This window comes from Providencia sp. Me31A (assembly GCF_050487165.1).
In the GTDB taxonomy this organism is placed as follows: domain Bacteria; phylum Pseudomonadota; class Gammaproteobacteria; order Enterobacterales; family Enterobacteriaceae; genus Providencia.
This window is the reverse complement of record NZ_JBKQGZ010000004.1, coordinates 137,768-163,363: the sequence shown is the minus strand read 5'-3', so window position 1 is coordinate 163,363 and position 25,596 is coordinate 137,768. Positions and strand designations below refer to the sequence as shown.

19 protein-coding genes are annotated in these 25,596 nt (G+C 40.0%); 13 read left to right on the top strand and 6 right to left on the bottom strand.

From position 1 onward, the window contains the following. Nucleotides 1-176: 176 nt before the first annotated feature. The gene (gene kdgR / locus ACLPIE_RS04735) at nt 177-962 is read left to right on the top strand and encodes a DNA-binding transcriptional regulator KdgR (RefSeq protein WP_430260117.1); all 786 of its coding nucleotides are present in this window, start codon (nt 177-179) and stop codon (nt 960-962) included. 14 nt (nt 963-976) lie between these two features. On the opposite strand, the gene ACLPIE_RS04730 is transcribed toward kdgR, so the two are convergent. Continuing rightward, nucleotides 977-1,897, bottom strand: a complete 921-nt coding sequence (locus tag ACLPIE_RS04730) for a glycoside hydrolase family 18 protein (protein WP_430260115.1) — start codon at nt 1,895-1,897, stop codon at nt 977-979. Nucleotides 1,898-2,276: 379 nt separating this feature from the next. Here ACLPIE_RS04730 and ACLPIE_RS04725 point away from each other — a divergent pair, with 379 nt between their 5' ends. Beyond that, on the top strand, nt 2,277-2,630 hold the full coding sequence (locus ACLPIE_RS04725; RefSeq protein ID WP_430260113.1) for a hypothetical protein: 354 nt from the start codon (nt 2,277-2,279) through the stop codon (nt 2,628-2,630). A gap of 57 nt (nt 2,631-2,687) precedes the next feature. On the opposite strand, the gene ACLPIE_RS04720 is transcribed toward ACLPIE_RS04725, so the two are convergent. Beyond that, nucleotides 2,688-4,730 carry a choline transporter gene (locus tag ACLPIE_RS04720; protein WP_430260111.1) on the bottom strand — a complete coding sequence of 681 codons (2,043 nt, stop codon included), beginning with the start codon at nt 4,728-4,730 and terminating at the stop codon, nt 2,688-2,690. Between the two features lie 210 nt (nt 4,731-4,940). On the opposite strand from ACLPIE_RS04720, the gene betI reads away from it, so the two are divergent. The 4 genes from betI (at nt 4,941) to ACLPIE_RS04700 (ending at nt 11,390) form a co-directional block, all read left to right on the top strand. Then, nucleotides 4,941-5,543, top strand: a complete 603-nt coding sequence (gene betI / locus ACLPIE_RS04715) for a transcriptional regulator BetI (protein ID WP_430260109.1) — start codon at nt 4,941-4,943, stop codon at nt 5,541-5,543. Nucleotides 5,544-5,565: 22 nt separating this feature from the next. After that, nucleotides 5,566-7,044 carry a betaine-aldehyde dehydrogenase gene (gene betB, locus ACLPIE_RS04710; protein WP_430260107.1) on the top strand — a complete coding sequence of 493 codons (1,479 nt, stop codon included), beginning with the start codon at nt 5,566-5,568 and terminating at the stop codon, nt 7,042-7,044. A 39-nt stretch (nt 7,045-7,083) separates the two neighbouring features. Continuing rightward, entirely contained in the window at nt 7,084-8,763 is a 1,680-nt protein-coding gene (gene betA / locus ACLPIE_RS04705; protein WP_430260105.1) for a choline dehydrogenase, read from the top strand. Nucleotides 8,764-9,134: 371 nt separating this feature from the next. After that, complete coding sequence (locus ACLPIE_RS04700; RefSeq protein WP_430260103.1) at nt 9,135-11,390, top strand: TonB-dependent receptor domain-containing protein; 2,256 nt, start codon at nt 9,135-9,137, stop codon at nt 11,388-11,390. 155 nt (nt 11,391-11,545) lie between these two features. On the opposite strand, the gene ACLPIE_RS04695 is transcribed toward ACLPIE_RS04700, so the two are convergent. Beyond that, a complete protein-coding gene (locus ACLPIE_RS04695) occupies nt 11,546-11,650 on the bottom strand; it encodes a carboxymuconolactone decarboxylase family protein (protein ID WP_430260258.1) in 105 nt (34 codons plus the stop codon). 1,316 nt (nt 11,651-12,966) lie between these two features. Between ACLPIE_RS04695 and ACLPIE_RS04690 the strand changes: the two genes are divergently transcribed. From ACLPIE_RS04690 to ACLPIE_RS04680, 3 genes are all read left to right on the top strand, one after another. After that, nucleotides 12,967-14,439, top strand: coding sequence for an anion permease (locus tag ACLPIE_RS04690; RefSeq protein WP_430260101.1), 1,473 nt, complete (start codon nt 12,967-12,969; stop codon nt 14,437-14,439). Nucleotides 14,440-15,032: 593 nt separating this feature from the next. Further along, nucleotides 15,033-15,905 (top strand): DMT family transporter, encoded by an 873-nt coding sequence (locus ACLPIE_RS04685; protein ID WP_430260099.1) that lies wholly within the window; start codon nt 15,033-15,035, stop codon nt 15,903-15,905. 236 nt (nt 15,906-16,141) lie between these two features. After that, nucleotides 16,142-16,462, top strand: a complete 321-nt coding sequence (locus ACLPIE_RS04680; RefSeq protein ID WP_430260097.1) for a hypothetical protein — start codon at nt 16,142-16,144, stop codon at nt 16,460-16,462. A 44-nt stretch (nt 16,463-16,506) separates the two neighbouring features. Here the strand turns inward: ACLPIE_RS04680 and ACLPIE_RS04675 are convergent, their stop codons facing one another. Continuing rightward, on the bottom strand, nt 16,507-17,598 hold the full coding sequence (locus tag ACLPIE_RS04675; protein ID WP_430260095.1) for an NADH:flavin oxidoreductase/NADH oxidase: 1,092 nt from the start codon (nt 17,596-17,598) through the stop codon (nt 16,507-16,509). 582 nt (nt 17,599-18,180) lie between these two features. Between ACLPIE_RS04675 and ACLPIE_RS04670 the strand changes: the two genes are divergently transcribed. The 4 genes from ACLPIE_RS04670 (at nt 18,181) to ACLPIE_RS04655 (ending at nt 22,578) form a co-directional block, all read left to right on the top strand. Further along, nucleotides 18,181-19,497 (top strand): CitMHS family transporter, encoded by a 1,317-nt coding sequence (locus ACLPIE_RS04670; protein ID WP_430260093.1) that lies wholly within the window; start codon nt 18,181-18,183, stop codon nt 19,495-19,497. A 188-nt stretch (nt 19,498-19,685) separates the two neighbouring features. Beyond that, nucleotides 19,686-20,504, top strand: a complete 819-nt coding sequence (locus ACLPIE_RS04665) for a VanW family protein (RefSeq protein WP_430260091.1) — start codon at nt 19,686-19,688, stop codon at nt 20,502-20,504. 227 nt (nt 20,505-20,731) lie between these two features. Continuing rightward, on the top strand, nt 20,732-21,442 hold the full coding sequence (locus ACLPIE_RS04660; RefSeq protein WP_430260256.1) for an RNA ligase family protein: 711 nt from the start codon (nt 20,732-20,734) through the stop codon (nt 21,440-21,442). Then, the gene (locus tag ACLPIE_RS04655) at nt 21,439-22,578 is read left to right on the top strand and encodes an AAA family ATPase (RefSeq protein WP_430260089.1); all 1,140 of its coding nucleotides are present in this window, start codon (nt 21,439-21,441) and stop codon (nt 22,576-22,578) included. Before ACLPIE_RS04660 ends, ACLPIE_RS04655 begins: the two co-directional genes overlap by 4 nt. A 47-nt stretch (nt 22,579-22,625) precedes the next feature. Here ACLPIE_RS04655 and ACLPIE_RS04650 read toward each other — a convergent pair whose 3' ends face one another. After that, nucleotides 22,626-23,678, bottom strand: coding sequence for a 4-oxalomesaconate tautomerase (locus ACLPIE_RS04650; RefSeq protein ID WP_430260087.1), 1,053 nt, complete (start codon nt 23,676-23,678; stop codon nt 22,626-22,628). A gap of 331 nt (nt 23,679-24,009) precedes the next feature. Continuing rightward, nucleotides 24,010-25,443, bottom strand: coding sequence for an anion permease (locus tag ACLPIE_RS04645; protein ID WP_430260085.1), 1,434 nt, complete (start codon nt 25,441-25,443; stop codon nt 24,010-24,012). Between the last annotated feature and the right edge of the window lie 153 nt (nt 25,444-25,596).

Sequence of the window (25,596 nt, the reverse complement as noted above, 5' to 3'; positions counted from 1 at the left end):
GGAGTTATTAAAGCGCATTTTATTGTCAACTTCAACAAAAATGAAACGCTGTTTTAAAAATATTAAATCAGCGTTCTTGTTTTTGTATGAAGAGACAATTATGCTACTCAAACTCAGGTGGTATCAGTGAGTTTTGCGATAATATCGCTATCAATTTATAGGATGATGGAAAGGTAATGGATAAGACGACTCAAACGGATGCTGTTTCAGCAGTGGTTAAGGTGTTTAGCATTCTTAGCGCCCTTGGTGAGCAAAAAGAGATTGGCGTGTCCGAGCTTTCACAGCGCTTATTGATGTCAAAAGCTACCACATTTCGTTTTCTACAAACCATGAAACAGTTAGGTTATGTAGAGCAAGAAGGTGAGGCGGATAAATATTCCCTAACATTGAAATTATTCGAGTTGGGGGCAAAGTCCCTTGAATATGTTGATTTGATTGAAATCGCAGATAAAGAAATGCGCCATATTGGTCAGCTAACTCATGAAGCCGTGCATTTAGGGGCTTTAGATGAAGATGCCATTATTTATATTCATAAAATCGACTCTAGCTATAATTTACGTATGTATTCACGAGTGGGCCGCCGTAACCCATTGTATTGTACTGCGATTGGTAAGATTTTATTGGCTTGGCAAAGTGAAGAGGCTATCCGCTTTGCTCTAAAAGATGAATTATTCAGCCAGAAAACCGCGACGACGATTTTAAGCTTAGAGGATTTGCTGGTGGAATTAGCTGCGGTACGTGAGTGCCATTATGCGCAGGATAGAGAAGAACAAGAGCTAGGCTTACGTTGTATTGCGGTTCCTGTGTATGACCGACTCGGCCATGTGGTGGCAGGGTTATCCATTTCTTTCCCTACCATCCGTTTTGATGAGCAGCAAATTGATCACTATGTTGATCTGCTCAAAACCGCAGGGCGGAATATTTCTGAAAAAATGGGCTATCATCAATATCCATCAATTTGATGATATAGGGTTATTTACATGTTGAGTTTTTGGCTAAATAGCTCCGTGTATTCAAATGCATGGGTTTGTTCTGGGTTACTTGAGCTAGTTGCTTCGGGATAAGAATTATTACTTGGAAAATCGCGAGTTAAACTCCACATCGAGACTAGGTTCAAGCCTATTTTTTTGGCAAATTGGCAAAGGATATCAGCATCGTGGAAACTGAACATGGAGTGGTCATCATTTAAGCCGATCATTGGCGTAATTTGTACATAATCATACATTTCCTGATCTGCAACAGTTGGGTAGAAAGGTTTTAATTGGTTTTTGATATTGATGGCAGCTTTGATAGCGGCATCTCCGAGGTTACTGATGTTAGAATCATTATAATTCATCGCCATGCCATTAATTTTCATGACTAAGCCGGCGTCGACAGATTTTTTCACAAGTGCCAGTCCTGTACTGGTTAGCCCTGTAGGCATGGTGGGTAGGGTGAGGCTAAGAGTGATTTTCGGGTTATTAGTGATAATCACGTTTAAAGCAGAAAATGCCTTGTCAGCATCAAAAAAGCCATTTTCAAAATCTAAATCGAGGTGTGATGCGCCCAATGTGTCAATCGCTTCTTGGTAGGTTTTGATCAGCTGTTCTTGCGTTTGAACGAATGAAACATCTTGGTTAATGGCTCCTCCGAATGACACTGCAACTTTTACCCCGCCAGCGATGAGCTCATCACACAAGGGTTTTGCCCAGCTAATAGGCATCGTCGGTTGGGCCGACCAGGCGGCTTGCTTGTCTCGGGTGGCAGTTAAAAAACCAAGATAGACGATATCAACGCCATATTTGATTGCTGCTTGGCTATATTTTGCATTAGGTCGGCCATTAGGGTAATTTTGCCAATCATTCCAAATCGCATCGACACTGACATCCATATAAGGACCAAAATCAGTTTTTTTCATCGTATATCCCTTAATCTGTAGAGTTATGTAAAGTGAAATTGCAGCTCGTAGTGAATAGAGCCATTGGTCAGATAAGGTCACTTTTATAGAAAATAGACTCAGGAACAAGACTAAAAATTATTAGCACTCTAGATGAAAGTAGAAAGGTTAAAAAATGGCAGAGGCTAGATGGATTGTAACAACAGTACTGTAATGAATGACTTAATTTTGCATAAATGTGGAGCTCTCATTGATAAGCATATCAATCAATTGATTTAATAAACCATATTAATTAATGCATTGAATAATAATAAATTACTATATTTTATTTTAATTATTTCTGTACGTGATTACCTGACGTTATATAATACTGACTTACAAACACAGTAGGATTATTCATATGTTTAAAAAGGTTATTTTTGTTCTTTTTCTTTGTTTCACTTCTTACGGCTTTGCCAACGACTTTACCTTTAAAGAGAAATCACCCGCTGATCGTGAGTTTAATCAAAGTTACAAAGGGATTAAAGAGTTACAGGCACAACAAAAGTTTGTCTTTGATCCTAAAAAGAAACTTCCGCCAGAGGAACAAAGCTATCAGGCTTTGTTAGATCAGCGTAACGCCGAAGAAAACGCCTTTCCCCAACGATTTTCGCCGTGTGATATCAACCCGACGGGAGCCGGGTGTCCAAATTCAATGGCTTGGATGAATGATCGCGAACAAATGGCAAAAATGTTGGATCAAATAAGGCACTAATAATTAAGAAAGCTCATAGAGGAATAAGGGAGCAATATCTCCCTTATTCGTATTGAGTTAAATAGACTCAGGGAAGGTGAGTGTCGCACCAGGTGCTTCACGGCTTAAGTGAATGAAATTTAAATGTTTCTCATATTGGTCGAGAATATCACTGATCACCTGTTCTTTGGTGTAATCCATTAAATCATTACCTTGTGATCCCTCCCATAAGAATGTTTCTAAGCGGTAATAATGGGATTTCCCAGAGCGTGCACGGTAGGTAAAACCGGGCACAGAATAGCGTTGTGGCCATACTTGATAAATAAAGCTTTGTTCTTCACCTAAATCAACGGTTAGTTCTAAGTGGTCTAATCGTTCATCTGCAATGGGGGGTAAGGTCTTAAACTCGACTTTTGCCCCTCTCAATAAGAGCTCTTTCGCCACTTCTTGCATTGCTGGAATACACACTAAGTCAAGCATTCTTTGGGTATAAGTGGTGCCGGGGAAATTCATCACACGACCTAAACGTTGTTTCCAATTGAGTGTACCATTGCCATAAAGTGGTGCAGGAGCATTGGTATTTAATGAACTGACACGCCTGAAGTCCTCAACTTTTAAGGATTTATATAGCCCCGCCATAATGAAGAAAATCACAAAGCTAAAAGGTAACCCCATGATAACGGTAGTGTTTTGTAATGCTGCCACCCCATCAGTCATTAACATCCCTAAGGTGAGTAAGCCAATGGCAACAGACCAAAAGATACGTAACCAATTTGGGGCATCATTATTAATGTCACTTAATTTTGAGGTGAAGTTGCCGAGTACCAAAGAGCCTGAATCTGCTGAAGTGACATAAAATAAGAGCCCCGTGATAGTCGCAACGGAGGCGGTTAAACCAAAACCAGGATAGAGTTCCAATAACGAATAGAAGCCTTTTTCAGGTGCTTCAAGAACCGTTTTTGCAAGTTCACTATTGCCATGAATGATTTCATATAATGCACTGTTACCGAAAATAGACAGCCATAATAGTGTAAAAACAAATGGAATAATTAGGGTACCAATGACAAATTGTCGAATAGTCCGACCACGAGAAATACGCGCAAGGAATAATCCAACAAAGGGTGACCATGCTACCCACCAAGCCCAAAAGAATAATGTCCAGCTATTCATCCAATCTGTCGGTCGGTCAAAGGCAAAGCTATTGAGCGTCATTCCCATAAAGCGGTTAATGTAATCCCCAACATTGAGCACGAGCGCATTGAGGAGAAATTCTGTGTCACCAACAAATAAGATGAATAAGATCAAGCCTAGTGCCAGTAGCACATTGAGCTCGGATAACACGCGTATGCCTTTATTGACTCCAGATGTTGCAGAGATAACGGCCATCACTACGGATAAAAAGATCAAACCACTTTGCACGGGTAGGCCTTGGGGTAAATCGAACAGCACCTTTAGCCCGTAATTGAGTTGGACGACACCAATACCGAGGGTCGTTGCGATACCAAAAATCGTTCCTAATACTGCTGCAATATCGACAGTATGGCCAATTGGTCCGTCGATTCGCTTACCAAAAATCGGATAGAGTGCAGAGCGAATAGTTAAGGGTAAGTTATATCGATAACTAAAATACCCCAGTGCAATTCCCATTAATGCATACATAGACCAGCCCGTTAGGCCATAGTGGAATAGTGTCCACACCATCGCCTGACGAGCTGCTTCTAAGGTTTCACCTTCACCGGTTGGCGGTAACATGTATTGGGTGACAGGTTCTGCAACAGAGAAAAACATTAAATCAATACCAATACCTGCGGCAAATAGCATTGCAGACCAACTGAGAACACTAAATTCAGGTTTGGATTGCTCGGGGCCAAGCTTGATATTCCCAAAGCGCGATGTTGCGACAAAAATGACAAATACAATGTACAAGGTGGCGGCAAGTAGGTAATACCACCCAAAGGTTTTTGATACCCAACCAAGGGTAGCAACAATCCATTGATTTGCTGTTTCGGTCATCAATATTGTAAAAAGAGAAAACGCCAGAATAAGGCCGGCGGAAGTGAAAAAAACCACAGAATTCAATTTGTCTTTCTGCTGATTTTTTGAACTATTTGGAGTTGTCATCGGCAGTTCCACATTTTTATTTACTAAAACAGATTAAAAATAATTTTTCTTTTAACTATTTGATAAATTGGAAATAGTTTGTCTTTATCAATTACCCTCTCTTTGTGTTTTGTAAAATAATTGTAATAAACAATAGTTAATATTGATTGAACATTCAATTAAAAAAACGTTTAATAAAAAGGATCAATGTATTTTTTAGGTTCAAATACCATGCCGAAAATAGGAATGCAGTCGATACGCAAACAACAGTTAATTCAGGCAACTTTAGCGGTTATTAACGAGGTGGGAATGCAGGACGCGAGTTTTGTGCTTATTGCGCGCAAAGCGGGCGTTTCCACCGGAATTATTAGTCATTATTTTCGTGATAAGAATGGCTTATTGGAAGCCACAATGCGCCATATTCAGTACCAATTAGGGTTTGCTGTCGCAATGCGCTTGCGGATGTTAACAGGCGCAGAGGCCAAGTTACGTATTCAAGCGATTGTTGAGGGTAACTTTGACCCAACGCAAACCAGTGAAGCGGCGATGAAAACATGGTTGGCTTTTTGGGCCAGTAGCATGCACCAGCCAAACTTGAATCGCCTGCAGCAGGTGAATGATCGGCGACTTTACTCGAATTTGAGTTATGAGTTTGGGCGTGTATTAAGCAAACCGGAGGCGCGTATGGCGGCGAAAGGGCTAGCCGCATTAATTGATGGTCTATGGCTGCGTAGTGCGTTGAGTAATGAAGTCTTTCCTGTCGCAGATGCACTGAAAATTACTAATGAGTATATCGATATGCAACTTCAGCGCGCAGAGGTAGCAAAAAAATAATCAACCATTCAGAGGAGATAATATGCAACATACCCCAATACATAAGCTATATATTCATGGTGGTTATGTCGACAGTTCACAACCGGAATGTGGGCAGTTTCCTGCAATCAACCCTGCAAATGGTGATGTGATCGCAAATTTGCAATCAGCGAGCCTTGAGGACATCGAATGGGCGGTAGAGAGTGCAAAGCAAGGCCAAAAAGTATGGGCCGCGATGACAGCAATGGAACGTTCAAGGATCTTACGTCGTGCAGTGGATATACTACGTGAACGCAATGATGAGCTGGCCTATCTGGAAACGTTGGATACCGGTAAACCGCTGTCAGAAACGCGTTATGTTGATATTGTGACGGGCGCGGATGTTCTTGAATATTATGCAGGTTTAATTCCAATGTTGGAAGGGCAGCAGATCCCATTACGTGATAGCGCGTTTGTTTATACCCGACGTGAGCCACTTGGCGTAGTTGCAGGGATTGGTGCATGGAATTACCCGATTCAGATTGCGTTATGGAAATCTGCCCCTGCACTTGCCGCAGGTAATGCAATGGTATTCAAACCGAGTGAAGTCACCTCGTTGACCGCATTAAAACTCGCTGAAATTTATACAGAAGCAGGGCTTCCTGCGGGAGTATTTAACGTTGTTACAGGCCAAGGTGGTGAAGTGGGGCAATGGTTAACAGAGCACCCTGATATTGCCAAGGTGTCTTTTACCGGAGGGATAGCGACGGGTAAAAAGGTCATGGCAAATGCGTCAGCATCATCGCTTAAAGATGTCACGATGGAGCTTGGCGGCAAATCGCCTTTGATTATTTTCGCAGATGCTGATTTAGACAAAGCCGCGGATATAGCCATGATGGCGAATTTTTATAGCTCAGGGCAGGTCTGTACTAATGGTACGCGCGTATTTATCCCTGAGGCGCTGAAAACGCAGTTTGAAGATAAAATTATTGACCGTGTCGCACGTATCAAAATCGGTTCGCCGATTGAAGAGGATACCAATTTCGGGCCATTAGTCAGCTTTGCACACATGGAAAATGTACTGCGTTATATCGAATTAGGTCAGTCTCAAGGCGCAAAATTACTTTGTGGTGGTACACGTATCACTGATGGGGCATTTGCTCATGGGGCGTATGTTGCGCCGACGGTGTTTACCGATTGTCGTGATGACATGCAAATCACACAGGAAGAAATTTTTGGTCCGGTGATGAGCATTTTAAGTTATCAATCAGAAGACGAAGTCATTGCGCGAGCAAACCACAGCGTGTATGGACTCGCGGCAGGTATCGTTACTCAAGATCTCACGCGGGCACATCGTGTTATTCATCAATTAGAAGCAGGAATTTGCTGGATTAATACTTGGGGGGAATCTCCAGCTCAAATGCCAGTTGGGGGTTATAAGCACTCAGGTGTTGGTCGTGAAAATGGCATTATGACACTGCAAAATTACACGCAAATCAAATCTATCCAAGTCGAACTCGGGGAGTTTTCATCCGTATTTTAATCACATCATTTTAATTTGACTGAAACAGAGGAGATAACAATGGTCTATGACTATATTATTATCGGTGCTGGTTCAGCCGGTAACGTTCTTGCTACCCGCCTGACTGAAGATCCAGATGTTACTGTGCTGCTCCTTGAAGCAGGGGGACCGGATTACCGGTTCGACTTTCGCACACAAATGCCAGCGGCATTAGCCTACCCATTACAGGGGCGACGTTATAATTGGGCTTATGAAACCGATCCGGAACCACATATGAATAACCGGCGAATGGAATGTGGTCGAGGAAAGGGGCTCGGAGGCTCATCATTAATTAATGGGATGTGCTATATCCGCGGTAATGCAATGGATTTCGATGGATGGGCTCAAGCGCCAGGTTTAGAAGATTGGCGTTATCTTGATTGTTTGCCGTATTTTCGTAAAGCGGAAAGCCGAGATATTGGACCAAATGATTACCACGGCGGAGAAGGCCCCGTCAGTGTGGCGACCCCAAAAACGGGCAACAATGTCTTGTTTCATGCGATGATTGAAGCGGGAGTACAAGCCGGCTACCCACAAACAGATGATCTTAATGGTTACCAACAAGAAGGCTTCGGCCCAATGGATCGTACTGTTACGCCACAAGGACGCAGAGCAAGTACGGGGCGTGGTTATTTAGACCAAGCGAAAGGGCGCAGGAATATTACCATTGTGACGCATGCGACAACAGACGTAATTGAGTTCGAGGGTAAAACAGCAGTTGGTGTGAAATATTACCACGCTCAAAGTAAGACACCTACAGTGGTGAAAGCTCGTAAAGAAGTTTTATTGTGTGCGGGAGCAATAGCTTCACCGCAAATATTACAGCGTTCTGGGGTGGGGCCTGAAGATGTTTTAGCTGAGTTTAATATTCCGGCAGTTCATGTTTTACCCGGTGTAGGGCAAAATTTACAAGATCATCTTGAAATGTATTTGCAGTATGAATGTAAACAACCGGTTTCATTGTACCCAGCCTTAAAATGGTTTAATCAACCCATGATTGGCGCAAAGTGGTTATTTAACGGGACAGGGATCGGTGCCAGTAATCAGTTTGAGGCAGGGGGATTTATTCGAACAAGTAATAAATTTGCTTGGCCAAATATTCAGTTTCATTTTTTACCTGTTGCAATTAATTATAATGGTAGCAATGCAGTGAACCAACATGGTTTCCAAGCGCATGTAGGGTCAATGCGTTCCCCTAGCCGTGGGCGTGTTCGCTTGAAATCGCGAGACCCAAGGCAACACCCAAGTATTTTATTTAACTATATGTCATCAGAACAAGATTGGGAGGAGTTCCGCGCTGCTATCCGTATTACTCGCGAAATTATGGCCCAACCCGCGCTTGCCCCTTATCGTGGGGAAGAGATAAGCCCAGGGAAGCACATCAATACGGATGAAGAGCTGGATGCATTTGTTCGGGATAGAGCGGAAACTGCTTTTCATCCATGTGGGACATGTAAAATGGGGAATGATGACATGGCTGTGGTTGATGGCGCAGGGCGAGTACATGGAATTGAAAATCTCCGTGTGATTGATGCTTCAATTATGCCATTGATAATCACAGGTAATTTAAATGCTACCACGATTATGATGGCAGAAAAAATAGCAGATAAAATACGTAACAGACCACCATTAGCAGCAAGTCAAGCGGCCTATTATATCGCTGGAGAGACACCCGTTAGGACTAGACCCAATAGTCAGTAATATTTAAGCCTTATTCTTTTAATTACTTTAAAAGCGGTTGATATTTATACAACCGCTTTTTTTATGGCATTAGAAAAGATAAAGAGATAATAAACAATAGTGATATTAATGATAATGCAAATGATTTTCATTATAATCTTGATCATTATTATCATTGGTGTATATTTCAGGGCAGCTTATTTACTAGAGGAGAAATAGACCTTAACCCATTCAATAAATAAGGCTTTTAGTATTAGTTATCGCCATAGTATTGCACTTAAATCCAATTTTAAATTCACGAATTAAAGTATGGCAGGGATAATTTAATCTTGCTGGTACGATATTTCATCATTTCTATAAAATATTCATTAATTAATGAAGGCATTACTTAAATGATATTTCAAAATAAAAATATAATTAGCTTACTTGTTATATGTTCTTCAAGCACAGCATTAGCGGATGAAACACACACAACACCTCAGAAAGATAAGCTTCTCGTTACAGCCAGCAAAATAAAGTCAAATAGCAAGCAAATAGACACGAAAGATATTTCAACGGTCAGAGGGACAACCAACTCAGATATATTTGCCAATGAAACTTCTCTGCAAGTGAATAATGCGAGAAATGAAGCAGGGGCACTGGATATTGGTATTCGTGGTCTGCAAGGTAATGGTCGAGTACCAGTTATTATTGATGGTAGCTTGCAATCAACCAATACATGGCGTGGTTATCAAGGTAGTACAGATAGAACTTATATTGACATGGATTTAGTCGATACGATTAATATCGAAAAAGGGGCCTCGATGAGTAAGTTCTCAGGAGGGGCTATCGGTGGTACAGTAAAATTAAAAACATTATCAGCGAACAGTATTATTCCTCAAGGGGATCAATTTGGCTTCTTATTCAAGGGGAACATTTATAACAACAACCGTCGTCCTTCTATTGCTTCAGAAGAACGGGGCGAATCACAATATCGGTTATCCGATGGCGTTAAGAACTCCCATTTTAATAATGGTTCAGTAACGACTGGGGTTGCTTATCGTAATGACAAATTTGATGTGTTAATTGCACATAGTAATAGGAAGCAAGGCAACTTTTTTGCAGGTAAAAATGGCTATCATAAATATTCTAATACGGATGCGCCGATAAAACCGGGGCAAGAAGTGGTTAATACTAGCTATGAAAGCCAATCCACATTACTAAAGACGAATATTTATTTTAATCCTTATTCTAGTCTTGAATTAAATTATCGCCGACATGAGCAAAAAGCAGGGGAAGTACTAGCCGCTTATTGGTATCAATATGATGGAAAAATGCCCCAATGGACATTAGGTACGGCGAATATTGATACTGCGTCAATGAATTATTCCTATAAGCCTGATTCTTTATGGGTAGATATGAATTTAGGTCTCTGGTGGACGAAAGGGAAATTTAAACAACGTAATGGAACTACGGATGACGTCACTGCACATTATGGCGATCAGTATCAGCACCGATATACCGATGAGCGAATGGGCTTTAATTTAGAAAATACCTCTGAGTTTGCAGATTATCCAATTGATGTCACCTATGGTGTGGAATATATGCAGCAACGTTCTAAACCATTGACCAAAACATATCAACCGATATGGACCCCAGAAGGAATAATACCGGGGGATGAATTGACCCCTGTGACACGTAATGCTAAAGGGACTAATACGTCAGCCTTTACGAATATTGCATACAAAGGGGATTGGGTCAGTACTTTAGTTGGTTGGAGAATTCACTCTTTTGAAGTTAAAGACCATGTTCTTGGAGATAGCATCAGCTATGGCCCGAAAAATGACTGGTTAGGTGAGTTGCGTTTCCATGTCACCGATGAGTTAGATGTGTATACAAAATATTCAGATAGTTATAGGGAGCCAAGCCTGTTTGAAACCACGGTATCTGGACAAACGTACTCTTATACACCTGATGTTCCATTGAAACCAGAGCATGCAAAGTCATTTGAAGTGGGTGTGAATTTAGAGAAAAATAACGTTATTTTCGATGAAGATAGTACTCATTTGCGTGTGGCTTACTTTAATAATGATGTTAAAGGTTATCTTTCTCAAGGTGTGAACCCAACAGGAGTTTATTCCCCTTATGTTGTAATGAAAAACTATGATAGTTTCAAACTTTCAGGGTATGAAGTTGAGCTAAAATACGATTCAAATCACGCCTTTGGTTCTTTTGATGCCACTTTTTATAATAATTCAGAGTTATGCTCACGAGATGAAATGGAGTTAGGAAACCTGCCATCTGCATGTAACTCGGTTGGTTTTGCGTGGGGACTATCGCCATCACGTATTCCACCGAAGAAAGTGATCACAGGGATTGCTGGGGTGAAAATGTTTGATCAGAAATTACGAACAGGCTTACGTGTACGTTATAACTCAGGGAAAGATTACCCGCAAAAATGGTTGGTCGGGACGGCCGCAGCACCTGTCACAAAACTGTATTCAACGACTACATTTGATTTCTTAAGTCAGTATTCAATTCAAAAAAATATTCATGTGAATTTTAATATTGATAATTTAACTAACCGCTATGCTTTTGATCCCGGTACGGTTATCTATATGCCGATTCCTGGAAGAACATTTAGGCTTGGTTTGGAAGCCACCTTTTAATTAATCCGTCTTACATGACCTTAGGCTGTAGGGAATAGCCTAAGGTCACATGGTAGCTTAGATTATTTGCTCGAAAATTCTTTATAAGTACTGATTGTTCCTATCGTATACATGATTGAAGTGCCTTCCCTCATAAATATAGCGCCGCTAAGTACCTAAGCGAGTTCATGCTCCGTAACACTTAACTCGACCAGTGTTTTAGCATGAGAACCAATATACCCATCACAACGATTTGCTACAGCTATAGCAATTGTGATGATTTCTTTGTTTTTTATTCTAATAAATTGATTTTAAATATATTTTTTATTTAATTTTGTGGTGAGAGTGAGTAAAAGCGTGATGTTACAGGTAAAAAAAAACCTCCAAATATAAATATTAAGGAGGCAAAATAAATATAAAGCGAGCCTATCTGTATATCATTGATTTGGCCTAAACCTGACCCGACCAGTGTCATTAGCTTCTAAAAATACAAAAAATATCAAATACTATTCATAAATTCATTTGGGTGGTGATTATTTCACGGGATTTATCAATCATTATAAATAATGGTATTCAACTTGGCATGGGGGAAAGTAAAGTGGACTGAATAAATTCAGGTGTTTAATAAGAGTGGGTTATTAATGACCTTAAATAGATATAGCTAGTTCGTTTGTGTAGATTTTATCAATAGCAAAATGTTTTTATATTGAGTTATATTACCTTTTTATAGATATATTGGCCTTATTTCTGGTAACAACGATACACTAGTTACTAATTGATTAGCTAAAAATATTGTGTGATTTTAATTGCATTTTCATGGCTGTTAGTTATTTACAGTACTAAACAAGGTTATTGGTACTATCAGGATAAGTGTTATTGATAGACATTTTACTTCCTTAGCGGTCATATTTAGAGGTGAACCGTTTATGTTAGATCAAATGCACTATTGATATATGAAAACAAAGAGCGAGGTGGGTGATTATTTTACATTATTGTTACATTAATTATTAAAATTGACTCTTAATTAAGGATTAACGCTTGTTATACAGAGTATTTTAACTAAATTATATGCGCTGTACGTTTGTTTAGTGAGTGAGCAGGTCTTATTTTAACCTAAGTGGGAGTGGGCGATATATTTCTATATACTCAGATGGTGAATGGGAAATATCATTTTTATCTTGTTAATTCGATTCAGCCTGCAAAAATCGATGAACAATTATAAAAAAAATTGAATTTTTAGTATATTAAAGTGGATGGAGATAATTACATGATACGTATGAAAATCGAATCTACATAGATACAAATGATAGATATAAATGATAGTACAAATGCATGAAACCTATTTAAGGTGTAACTTGTTATTTTTTAAAAAAGAATAGATTTAACTTTCTGTGCGTAAATTAATGAATAAAGCTATCCTTTTAATTAATGATGACTTAATGTTACAAAATGATTTGATTTTTAGAATAAAATAAAGTTGATCACTGATAATGGTCAAAGTTTTTGAGTTATATATTGTTAATGTAATGATAAAAACTAGAACATATAACTGAAAATTACTCTGTATTTGTATCTTTAAACGTGTATGGATAACCTAATGAATAAACTCACACCTTTAAAACCCGTACCAACCCTTATCGCAGTTGCTATTACGCTAATAATTTGGTTCTTAATTCCTGTTCCTGAAGGTGTTAATCCAAACGCTTGGCATCTCTTAGCGTTATTTGTTGGTACCATCGCCGCCATTATTGGTAAAGCATTACCTATTGGTGGTGTTTCTATCGTTGCAATTTCACTCGTTGCTGTAACAGGGGTCACTAACCCTGAATCAACGAAAGGGGCAATAGCAGATGCGTTAAGTGGTTTTTCTAATGATTTAATTTGGTTGATTGGTATTTCAATCATGGTTTCCATGAGCCTGAATAAAACAGGTTTAGGTGCCAGAATTGGTTATTATGTTATCTCATTGTTTGGTAAAAAAACGCTAGGTATCGCTTATTCCTTAGCGATTGCAGAAACTATACTTGCACCCGTCACGCCAAGTAATACGGCACGAGGAGGGGGGATTATTCACCCCATTATGCGTTCTATTTCAGACAGTTTTGGTTCAAAAGCAGAGGATGGTACAGCAGGTAAAATAGGGCGTTATTTATCCTTAGTTAACTATAATATAAACCCGATTACCTCCGCGATGTTTATTACTGCAACAGCCCCAAACCCATTAATTGTTAGCTTGATTATTAGTGAAACAAGCCAAAGTAATGAGTTGACTTGGGGCATGTGGGCAATTGCAGCTTTTGTCCCTGCCATAGTGTCATTAATTTTAATGCCTTTGGTAATTTACTTGATGTACAAACCCGAAATCACCTCTACACCGGATGCGCCTAATTTTGCTAAGGAACGTTTACAACAATTAGGGGCAGTTTCATTACCTGAAAAAATAACTTTGGCAGTTTTTGGATTGTTATTATTAATGTGGGCAGGTGTACCCGCAATGGTATTTGGACCTGCGTACAGTGTGAATCCAACAACAGCAGCTTTTATTGGCTTAAGTGTCCTATTGGCAACAGGTGTGATTAATTGGGATGATGTCCTAAAAAATAAAGGGGCATGGGATACTGTAGTATGGTTCTCTGCCTTGGTTATGATGGCAAGTTTCTTAGGTAAATTAGGCCTCATTAAATGGATGTCACTGACCGTAGGAAGTACCATCGATAGTATGGGGATTAGTTGGGTATGGGGAATGTTAATTCTTGTATTAATTTATGTCTATTCCCATTACTTCTTTGCCAGCACAACGGCGCATATCACGGCAATGTACGCCGCATTTTTCTCCGCAGGTTTGGCTCTTGGTGCTCCACCGATGTTGTTAGCACTAACACTTGCTTTCTCATCATCATTAATGATGTCATTAACGCACTATGGGACAGGAACCGCGCCAATTATTTTTGGTTCGGGTTATGCCACTCTGGGCGAATGGTGGAAAACGGGTTTTGTTATGAGCGTCGTTAACTTAGCCGTTTGGTTCTTTATTGGTAGCGTTTGGTGGAAATTCTTAGGTTACTGGTGATACCTTGGTGAGTTAAAAACAACAATGCCGAGCTTAGCTCGGCTTTTTTATATATTTAATATTAGAAGAAACATAGAGTTATCGCACAAATTAGTACACTGCTGACAAAAGCGATGAGCATAATGCTTTCCCAGCTATATGCACGAGATGATTTTACTGCGTATTGCCATAGTATGTTTATTTCATTTGCATGAGCGTATTTGCGCGTAGCCACTGCTACTTTAATCTTGCTAATCCTATCAATATCAAAGTTATTTTGTTTTTTTATCACCATGTGCATTTTACCTTTCATTAAGGTGTTTTTATTTATCATGATTATCTCAAAGGCAAAAATAAGAAAAAATTGATAGGTTTTTATGCCAATTTCCTCATTTATACGAGTAAAGAGAGAGTAAGTAAGCAAACTCAAAACTCAGAAGTAAAATCAACTCCATTAAGAGGAAATGGCTGCTAATTAAATGTCATATTTATGTTTTTTTGGATAGATATTTTTTATTTAGGAGAGGAGAGGTAAGGACAAGAATTGTGATTGGTTTGTATGGAAAAGCCAGTATGATGTAGGTGCTTGAAGACAAATTCTTTTAGAGGAACACATGTATTCACAAAGAAAGGCGGAATTTTTCTTGGTATTGACTACGTTGATTGCAGCTTGGGGATGGGTTTTTTCTCGCGAGGCTGTACAAGGAATGCCAGTATTCGCCTTTCTTGGTAGCCGTTTTTTATTAGCCGCATTAATCCTAGCACCTTTTTGTCGTGGTAAAAAAAATAGGGTTACGATTAAACAGTTGCCTAAAATATTGATGACAGGCGGTTGGATGGCATTAAACATGGTGCTGTGGATCTATGCCGTCTCAATAACGGATTCAATTGGGGAAGGGGCCTTTATTATGAGCCTTGCAATGTTATTTGTTCCCCTAGTAGCATGGGTTATTTTAAAAAATAAACCCGCTCGCTATTTTTGGGAAGCGCTTCCCATTGCAGTGATTGGTTTGGCCTGCTTGACCTTGTTTAAGACACAACTCGAATTTAAAGCGAGTCAATTATGGTTTTTAGGCTCGGCTATCGTTCAAGCTATTTATTTTTGTTATACCAGCTTGTATACCCGAACCGTGCCTCTTTTACCCTTAACGGCAATACAACTAGCTTGTACCGGAACGGTGGCAATGGTGTTATCACTTTTTTTAGAAGAGTGGCCAACAAGTTTAACAACATCAACTATTATGTGGTTTATTGCGAGTGTTGTGATTGCAACCAGTTTACGGTTTGTGTTACAGCTTATTGGACAGAAAAATACGACAGCGGCTAATGCGGCAATTATTATGATCCTTGAGCCTGTTATGACTGTGTTTGTTGCTGCTATTTGGTATCACGAAAGAATGCCTTTTGTTCAAATTGTTGGCTGTGTGTTAATTTTATTCTCTTTATTCTATTACCGTTGGCGCAGTTCTAATTCATTATGCAAATAAGAATACATGATAAAATACGTTAGTCATTGCAGATCTTTGATGGGAAAACAGCTATGATTAATAGGGTGAATTAGCTATGGGGATATTAATCTTAATTAGACATTCTTATTTTGTGTATTAAGGTTAATAGTGTAGTAAACAGTAAAATATATATCCAAAATAGCTGAGTTCTAAGGGGGATGTTTCTTATTATTATCTTCTTGGTTCAAATAGCTAAATAGGAAAATGGGCAAAATATGAAAAAATTAGCATTAATCTTGGGTATGGCTGGTGTAATGACGATGTTAGCTGCATGCTCTGATGAAAAATCAGAAATTGCAGAGTATAAAGATAATTTTGTGAACACCTGTGTGGTTGCATCAGGCAACCCCCAAGGTGAAACTGCAAATGCGGTTAGCGCAATTTGTGGCTGTGCGTATGACAAAACCATTGAAAAGTATGGCTTAGCTGAGTTTAAGCGTATGGATGGTGAACTAGAAAAATCAGGAAAGGCAGAGCCAGAATTTCAGAAAACTATGATTGAGTTCGTACAACAGTGCTCGAAAAATACACGTTAATTGTTGTTAAACCCGCAGCTAACTAAACTGCGGGTTTCTTTTCTCTATTTAAATAAATTCTTAAATTGATGAGGGGCGCAGCGTAGGTATTGTGGTGCGACTTCGATTTGTTCATTTAGCTCACATGCAGCTCGCCATGGCCAACGTGGGTCGAATAACATTCCTCGGCCAATAGCGACAAAATCTGCTTGGTGAGTGGCAATAATAGCCTCAGCTTGCAGTGGCTCAGTAATAAGGCCAACAGCAATTACTGGCATCATACTATTTTCATGAATAGCCTGTGCCAATGGCACTTGGTAGTTAGGGCTTAATGGAATTTGTTGTTTTGATGAAAGCCCACCAGAAGAAACATGAATATAATCGCAGCCTAAATCTTCTAATAACTCAGCGAGTTCGATAGATTCTGGAATATCCCAACCGTTTTCAATCCAATCAGTTGCAGATATTCGTACACCCACTGCAATGTTTGGATCAATAGCATCTCGGATTTCATGGAATACATTGATCAACAAACGACTGCGATTCTCAAAATTACCACCGTATTCATCTTGACGTTTGTTTGAGGCGGGTGATAAGAATTCGTGCAATAAATAGCCATGTGCAGCATGAATTTCAATTACATCAAACCCTGCGTGTTCTGCGCGTTTTGCTGCGTCAACAAATTGTTGTTTTATTTCTATAATTTGCTCAACAGTGAGTTCACAGGGTATCTGGTTATCACCAAATGCCAAAGCAGAAGGTGCGACGGTTTGCCATACGTTTGTGTCTGTTGCTTTCAGACTTTTATTGCCAAGCCAAGGTAGGTCACATGAGGCTTTTCTGCCTGCATGAGCAATTTGTATCCCTAAACGCGCATCTGAGAATTGCTTAATATCGCTTACCATATGTTTCATCGCAGTCATTTGCTGGTTATTCCACAGGCCCAAATCTTTATAGGTGATACGCCCTGTGGGTGTAACCGCACTCGCTTCAACGATCACTAATGCAGCTCCCGATAAGGCAAGGTTCATATAATGGGCTGTATGCCAAGGAGTTGGCATACCATTTTCTGCTGAGTATTGGCACATAGGGGGAACAATAATCCTATTTTTTAGCGAAACTTGCCCCATTGAAGCGGAAGAAAAAAGGCGACTCATTGGAATATTCCTTATAGCAAACATTTATCGTTCTAATACTATACTGTCTTCACTCCATTTTTTTGTGAGAAGGTGTGATATCTCGACGTTAAACCCGTTTTTTTATGTTAAACCCAAACAGAAAAGCAAGTAGTTTAGTGAATATTTGAGAAATACAGCAAAAAGTATAATTTACTGATACTTTAGCTAAAAATTATAAAAAAAACAGGTAAAAATTAAAATCAAACAGTAATTATATTATTTTGATATTTATAATTCTGTAACTTATAAATTAAATAATTTATCACCAGCCTTTAATGATATTAATATTGGTAATGGTTTTAATGGCGTTAATAGATATTAACACTGTTTTTTTATCTTAAATACTGATTTTTACAAGTGTAAATGACTTGTTAACTGAGCAAAAATATAAAAACTTTCTTGCGATTACATTGAATGGTTTATATAAGCGATTAGCTGGTGTGCAATAGAGTATAAAACTCATTGCATACCATAGATAATTTCTTTTGGCATAAAATAGAGTTAAGCAAATTTATAAAAGCTTATTCACCTGAAAAATATAATTCTAAGAAGGAAGTTGATGTGTTAACTATTATTGGTATTTTAATCATTGTATCGATAGTCACATTATTAATGATGGGGAAAGTAAGCCCGATTATTGCAATGTCCTGTATTCCCTTTATAGGTGCTTTATTGGCAGGTTATTCCGTTGCTGAAATTTCTGTATTCTTCGAAAGTGGGATCAATAAAGTTTCTAAAGTCGCGGCAATGTTTTTATTTGCTATTTTATTTTTTAGTTTAATGAAAGACCTGCATATATTTGATCCATTAATTCGCTTAATGGTGAAAATGACACGTGGAAATATTATTGTTGTTTGTATTATGACTACGTTAATTGCAGGGATCGTTCATTTAGATGGCTCTGGGGCTGCCACTTTTCTGATTATTATTCCTGCATTGCTGCCGTTGTACCGACAATTAGGTATGAGCCCTTATCTGATGTTATTGCTGATGTGTGCCAGTATGGGGATCATGAATATGGTGCCGTGGGGAGGGCCACTGGGTCGTGCATCTGCGGTGACCGGTATCGATGCTTCTACACTATGGCAGCACCTTATCCCTGTTCAGTTAATAGGCATGGTAGGTGCGGTTGTATTTGCCATTATTATGGGGGTGCGTGAAAAGCGTCGTATTGCGGCTGCTCAATTAAAGGGGACTACACCCTATGAAATGGACTCATTATTACCTGTCAGTGATGAAACGGCTGATATCAATGATACAGTCCATAAACCGAAAAAGCTGTTAATTAACGGTGGGTTAATTATTGCTTCAGTGGTGTGCTTAGCCTTTGGATTATTATCTGCCCCTTATGTTTTCATGATTGCCCTATCAATAGCTCTGATGGTGAACTATCCAAACCCGAAAGAACAAATGAAAGTGCTTTCTTTGCACGCACCACAAGCTTTGGGGATGGTTGCAATTATTTTAGCGGCGGGCGCATTTCTTGGCATTTTGTCTGAAGGTGGAATGTTGAAATCAATCGCAACAGATTTAACTGCGATTTTGCCCACAGAGTGGGTGTCTAAGGTACATATTTTTGTTGGTATTTTAGGTGTCCCTATGGATATTTTCACAAGTACGGATGCCTATTACTTTGCACTTTTACCGATTATCCAACAAATTGCAGGAACAGTGGGGGTTGATCCATCAGCCGTGGTTTATTCAATGGCAATTGGTAATAACGCAGGGACCTTTGTGAGCCCATTTTCACCTGCGGCGTGGTTAGCAATGGGACTTGCGGGTATTGATATGGGGCGTCATCTTCGCTACTCATTTGGTTGGATTTGGTTATTTAGCTTCTTTTTATTAGCAGTTGGCGCAATGATTGGCCTTTATTAATTATTTATTCCCTTTTAAGGGATTATTTTAAACATAACCCCTAGGCATTTATTGCTAGGGGGATGTTATGAACGTGGTTTAGCTATCATGAGTTAGCTGTCACTTGTGGATTATCAGACTGTTACTATGTCGAAAAGCGAAAGCCTATGACATGATTTATTGGTTAATAATATCAATAAGGTTATGTCATGCGTCGGCCGCTTTCTTCTTACCACCCTATTCTCTATTGGCTACGTGTCACACAAAAACGATTGGCTAGAAGGTTACATTGGGCGTTTTCTGCCAAATATTATGCGAGGGAGAAATCCAAAGAGCGCCTTGAATATCGTTACAATAAGCACACATCCAAGTTGATCCGCAAATTAGGTGAATCAGACTTGCGTTTACAATACAACAAAGTCACGAATCTGCGTATTGCATCAGAAGCAATGAATGGCATTACCATATACCCCGGCGAATATTTTTCTTTTTGTCGATTAGTGGGAAAACCGACAGCGCGTAGAGGTTTTCTCGAAGGAATGGAATTATCATTTGGAGAAGCTCGCTCAGGTATTGGTGGGGGAATTTGCCAACTGAGTAACTTAATTCACTGGATGATCTTGCATTCTCCTTTGGAGGTCATTGAAAGGGCGAATCATAGTTTTGACCCTTTTCCTGATGAAGGGCGCGTATTACCTTTTGGTTCTGGCGCGGCAATTTTTTATAACTATATTGATTTGGTATTTTATAACCCGACATCAAGTGCTTTCCAACTGGTGTTTAATATTGCAGAGCATCAGTTAGAAGGGGAGCTGTTATGTAGCTCTCCACGGGAAGTAAAATATCATATTTATGAGAAAAACCATAAATTTACCCGCGAAAAAAATGTCATTTATCGTCACAATGAAATTTGGCAAAAGGTGACAAGCAAAGGGCAAGAGCCTACTATTTTGCAAGATAAGTGTTTGTATCGTAATAAAGTGATCGTTAAATACCCCCTTGATGAAAGCAAAATAGCCATTGAATGATAATGTTATTAATGAGTTTAGGAATAAATTGATAGCCTTTCACTTGACAGTTGGACTAGAATCCTCCTGAATTTAACTCAATCTAGCTATGAAAAACCATAAATAGCATCAATATGAGGCCGTTGCTCGGAATAGATATGTAATACCAACGCTTGATTTCTCAACAATTAAAGAAACAAATCTGGCAAAAGATTTGTTGTTATTTCTATTTCTTTAGAGAAAGCATGATGAATATGCAATCAAGAAAGTATGGTAGAACGTATCATTACCCGTTCTCACCCGGTACGACTAGTGACGATCGTATAAATAACGATTGGTGGTCACACATTCAAAATATTGAACAACTGGTTCATACGGAAAAACTTGATGGTGAAAACAATTGTTTGAACCGTCATGGCGTATTTGCCCGTTCTCACGGGGCGCCAACCCAATCGGCATGGAGCCAGCAAATTCGCCAACGTTGGCAGTTAATTAAAGACGACTTAGGGGACATCGAGCTATTTGGTGAAAACCTATATGCAATACATTCCATTGAATATCAGCATATTGAAGACTATTTTTATGTGTTTGCTGTTAGGCAAGGGGACTATTGGTTGAGCTGGGAAGAAGTGCAGTTTTATGCCGCATTATTTGACTTCCCAACGGTTCCTCAGTTGAACTTGTCAATCAATAAGCAAATGAGTGAACATGAATATTCACGTTCCTTGATTGCTGCGGCAGCGTTAGATAGCCAATTTATTGCTCGTGATACACATACAGGCCAAGCTTGCAGTATGGAAGGTATTGTAAGCCGCGATAGCCAGGGTTTTCATGTCGATGATTTTATGGCGCATGTATTTAAATATGTGCGTAGAAACCACGTTAAAACAGATATTCACTGGAAACGCCACTGGCAAAGAGCCAAGCTCGCCTTTGAAGTGCAAGGAGGGCAGTCATGAAATGGCAATTAACTCAACATCGTGATTGGGTGCAGCTCGAAACGCAATTTGATTTTGTTCACGACATGCAGTTTGTACCGCAAGACCGTTGGCATCATGCAGAAGGTAATGTGGCTATTCATACCCAAATGGTGTTAGCTGCGCTAGAAAGTTTACCTGAATATCAGCAACTTTCGCCACTTAAGCAGCAGGTGGTTTGGACTGCGGCATTATTGCATGATGTCGAAAAGCGCAGTACCACGCGTAAAGACGAAGAGGGGCGAGTTCATTCACCGGGGCATGCCAAAAAAGGTGAATTATCTGTGCGAAATATATTATTTCGCCAAATAGAAACGCCTTTTGTTATTCGTGAACATATAGCTGCATTAGTCCGTTTTCATGGTTTACCGTTATGGGTCATGGAAAAACCCGATCCAAAACGGGCACTTTTTGCCGCATCATTACGTGTTGAAATGCCGTTACTGTGTATGTTGGCAAAAGCCGATGCCATTGGCCGGGCGTGTGAAGATAAAGGGGATTTACTGGCAAGAATTGAACTGTTTGAATTATTTTGCCGCGAACAAGGATGTTGGTATGAAGCGAAATCATTTGCTTCATTGGCTGGACGTTTCCATTATTTTCATCATCAAAAAGGGACGACGGACTACCAACCGTTTGAGGAAGCGGGGAGTGAGGTCATCATGTTGTGTGGCTTGCCGGGAATGGGGAAAGACCACTTTATCAAGCAATTTTACCCGAAAACGGCAGTAGTTTGCCTTGATGATATTCGTCGAGAACATAAAATCAACCCAGCAGATAAAAATGCACAAGGGTGGGTAGCTCAGCAAGCCAAAGAGCAGGCTAAGGTTTATTTACGGACCAAAACGGATTTTATTTGGAACGCAACCTCATTAAGTACTTCGCTACGCGCCAGTATGATCAGTTTATTTGAGCGCTATCAAGCAAAAGTGCATTTAGTGTATTTGGAAGTGCCATTCAAACAATGGCGTCAGCAAAACCAACAACGTAAGTATGCTGTTCCTGAATCGGTAATGGAACGTATGGCGGGAAAATTAGAATTACCCACCCCTGATGAAGCTCATCAAGTTTCTTATTACATTAATGGGGAATTTGTTGATTTACTTGAGCTGCAATAATTGAAAGAAGCCATCTGATCTTGATGAGTCAGGTGGCTTCTTGACACTTAAGGTATATAAACATCACCTTCAAATAGTTTTCTAGCGGTACGGATAATTGATGCCTGTATACCGTCAGGTGCATCTCCCTTCTGGTTCAAAGATACTTCGAACTTTCCACTTAAATGTTCAATTGCAATGTTTTTCATATCAACCGAATGAATATATTGTTTCACAATGCTGTTAGGCAAAATTGTACTTGTGGCGATAGCGATAGCACCGGTTACGGCAAGGGCGCCATGACACTTATGTGGCATAAAATAACGTACATTGATGGTGCCACCGTGGATAGCAGGGGAGACTAAAATAGGTTTTGGGATCACTTTTTTGCTGACGTCACCTAATCCCATTGCGACACCTGCTTTAATACGAATAGCTTCAAGTTTTTGCATAAACTCTGAGTCTGTTTCAAGTTGCTCGGCAGTCTCGTAGCCTGTTTTGTTAAGTTGAGGGGCATCAATTAACACGACGGGCATCGCCATATCAATGCAACTGACATCAACCCCTTCAATTGTATCGATAAAATGGCCTGTTGGTAGCAATTTCCCTGTTTTAGAACCACATGCATTTAAAAAGGTCAGAGCTACAGGGGCGGCGTGTCCAGGGACACTGGCGATAGTGGTATCGCCATCATATTCGACGTGTCCATTAGGTGTTTGCACCGTTGAATTAACGAATGTATTGGTATTGATATTACGAATTCTTACCGTTGTTGTTTTGCCAGCTATAGGGACTAATCCTTTTTCGATGGCAAATGAGCCGACAGCACAAAGGATATTGCCGCAATTTGGTGCAGTATCGACAATCCGTTCTATAACAGAAACTTGAGCAAATAAATAGTCGATGTCCGCATCAGGGTGGGTTGATGGACTGATAATGGCGACTTTACTGGTTTGTGGGCTACCACCACCAATCCCATCAATTTGCAGTGCATGACCAGAACCCATAATAGCGAGGATTAATTCATCGCGTTGTTTGATGTCTTTAGGAAGAGAGTCTGCGAGTAGGAATACACCTTTTGATGTGCCTCCGCGCATTAATGTGCAAGGGATTTTTTTCATCTGTTTACCCGTCATATTTCCCGCTGTGGCGGTGTTGGCTTCTTTCAGTCCCCCAAGTCACATACTTGTGTATGCTCCTTGGGATGCCTTCATTTGCCGCCTAGCCACAACGAGAACTATTTAGGGTAAACCCGTTTTGTTTCGCGCTGTGGCGGTGTTGGCTTCTTTTAGTCCCCGAAGTCACATACTTGTGTGTGTGGCTTGGGGGGATTCGCAATTTCCTCTCAATAAAAATAATTTTGAAATAAGGTTGCAAATAGACAGAGAGACTGAAAAATTAATGAAGACATAAATAAAGAGGGCGCAATAAAAATTGCACCCTCGCTGGTACTTAAATTAATCCAGTACTGATTAAAATTTCCCACCAGCCTAAACCGATAGTCATGTGTACGAATAAGCTAATGAAGGCCACTAACCCACCAATAATCCACCAAGAGCGAATATCGTTATAGCCTGCACCGAATATGATAGGTGCCGCAGCGCCGCCATAGTGAGTTACACTTCCACCGTATGCGTTGGAGAACAGTAAGCCTAAAGCCAGTAACATTGGAGGTGCGCCTGCTACCATACCAACGGTGGCAAAGACGGGTACCATTGCTGCGACGTAGGCCCCGCCTGATGCGAATAGGTAACGTATGGCAACGCTGATGAACATGATGACAAAGAACGCCAACATTGCTTGGTCACCGAAAGAAAGGTATTGGCTCATCGTGTCGGCTAACCATTTGAAGAAACCGGCTTTAGTTAGCACGCCAGACATACTGATGATACCACCGTACCAAATCAGGGTGTTCCAACCGCCTTTGTTCTTCAAGACGTCATCCCAAGTGACAACGCCGAGGATCAGGGTTAATGCCATCACTGCGATAGCTACACTCGATGCGCTCACGCCAATGAAATCAGAGAAAATCCAGCCACATAGCGCGATGATAAAGATAATACCAAGTAATTTTTCACGTATGGTCATTGGGCCTAAATCTTCAAGGCCTTTTGCCGCGATCTCTTTGTTATTGACCTTTTTCAGCTCAGGTGGGTACAGTTTGTAGATCATTAATGGCGTTAAAATCAGCATAATTAAGCCAGGAACTGATGCAGCAAGCGCCCATCCCCCCCAACTTAAATGTATGCCCATAATGTCACTCATCATGGCAAGTGCTAATGCATTCGGTGCCATCGCGGTTAAGAACATATAGCTGGTGGTTTTGGTCACCATGTATACGTTGATCAGCAAGTAGTGACCCGCTTTACGTGGGCTTTTTTCGGGATCAGACCCTAAAGCTACCGCTACACTATTGATGATAGGGAACACAATCCCTCCCGCACGCGCGGTATTGGACGGTGTCGCGGGTGCGATGATTAAATCAAGGATCGCAGTGACATAGCCAAGCCCAAGTGTCGTGCCACCTAACTTACCAATTAAGATATAGGAAAGGCGTTTACCAAGGCCGGTGATGACAAATGCGGCACTTAGTGTAAATGCCGCAAATACCAGCCATGTGGTGCCTGATGCATATCCGCTAAGAACTTCGCTGGCTTTAACATCTTTGGTTCCGGTTACACCAATAATGACGGCACTTGCCGCAATAGTGGCTAACAAGATGACAGGTTCAGAATAGGGTTTTAATACCAGTCCAACGATAGCAGCAAGGTAAAGACCGAATAATAACCAAGCAATATGAGGTAACCCTGTCGGGGTAGGTATTAAAGCAATAATAATTGGAATGGCTATTAAAACTAATAGCTTCCATATTTTTTCTTTTTGCATAAGCCAATTTCCTTGATTAAATCAATATTAAATTTATTTAATATTAAATTGAATGAACTTTAATATTAGGAATTTGTTAAACTATCAATTTTTAATATGGCTGCATCTTGAATGAATATAATGAATTGATATTGTTCATTGAAATTTCACTCT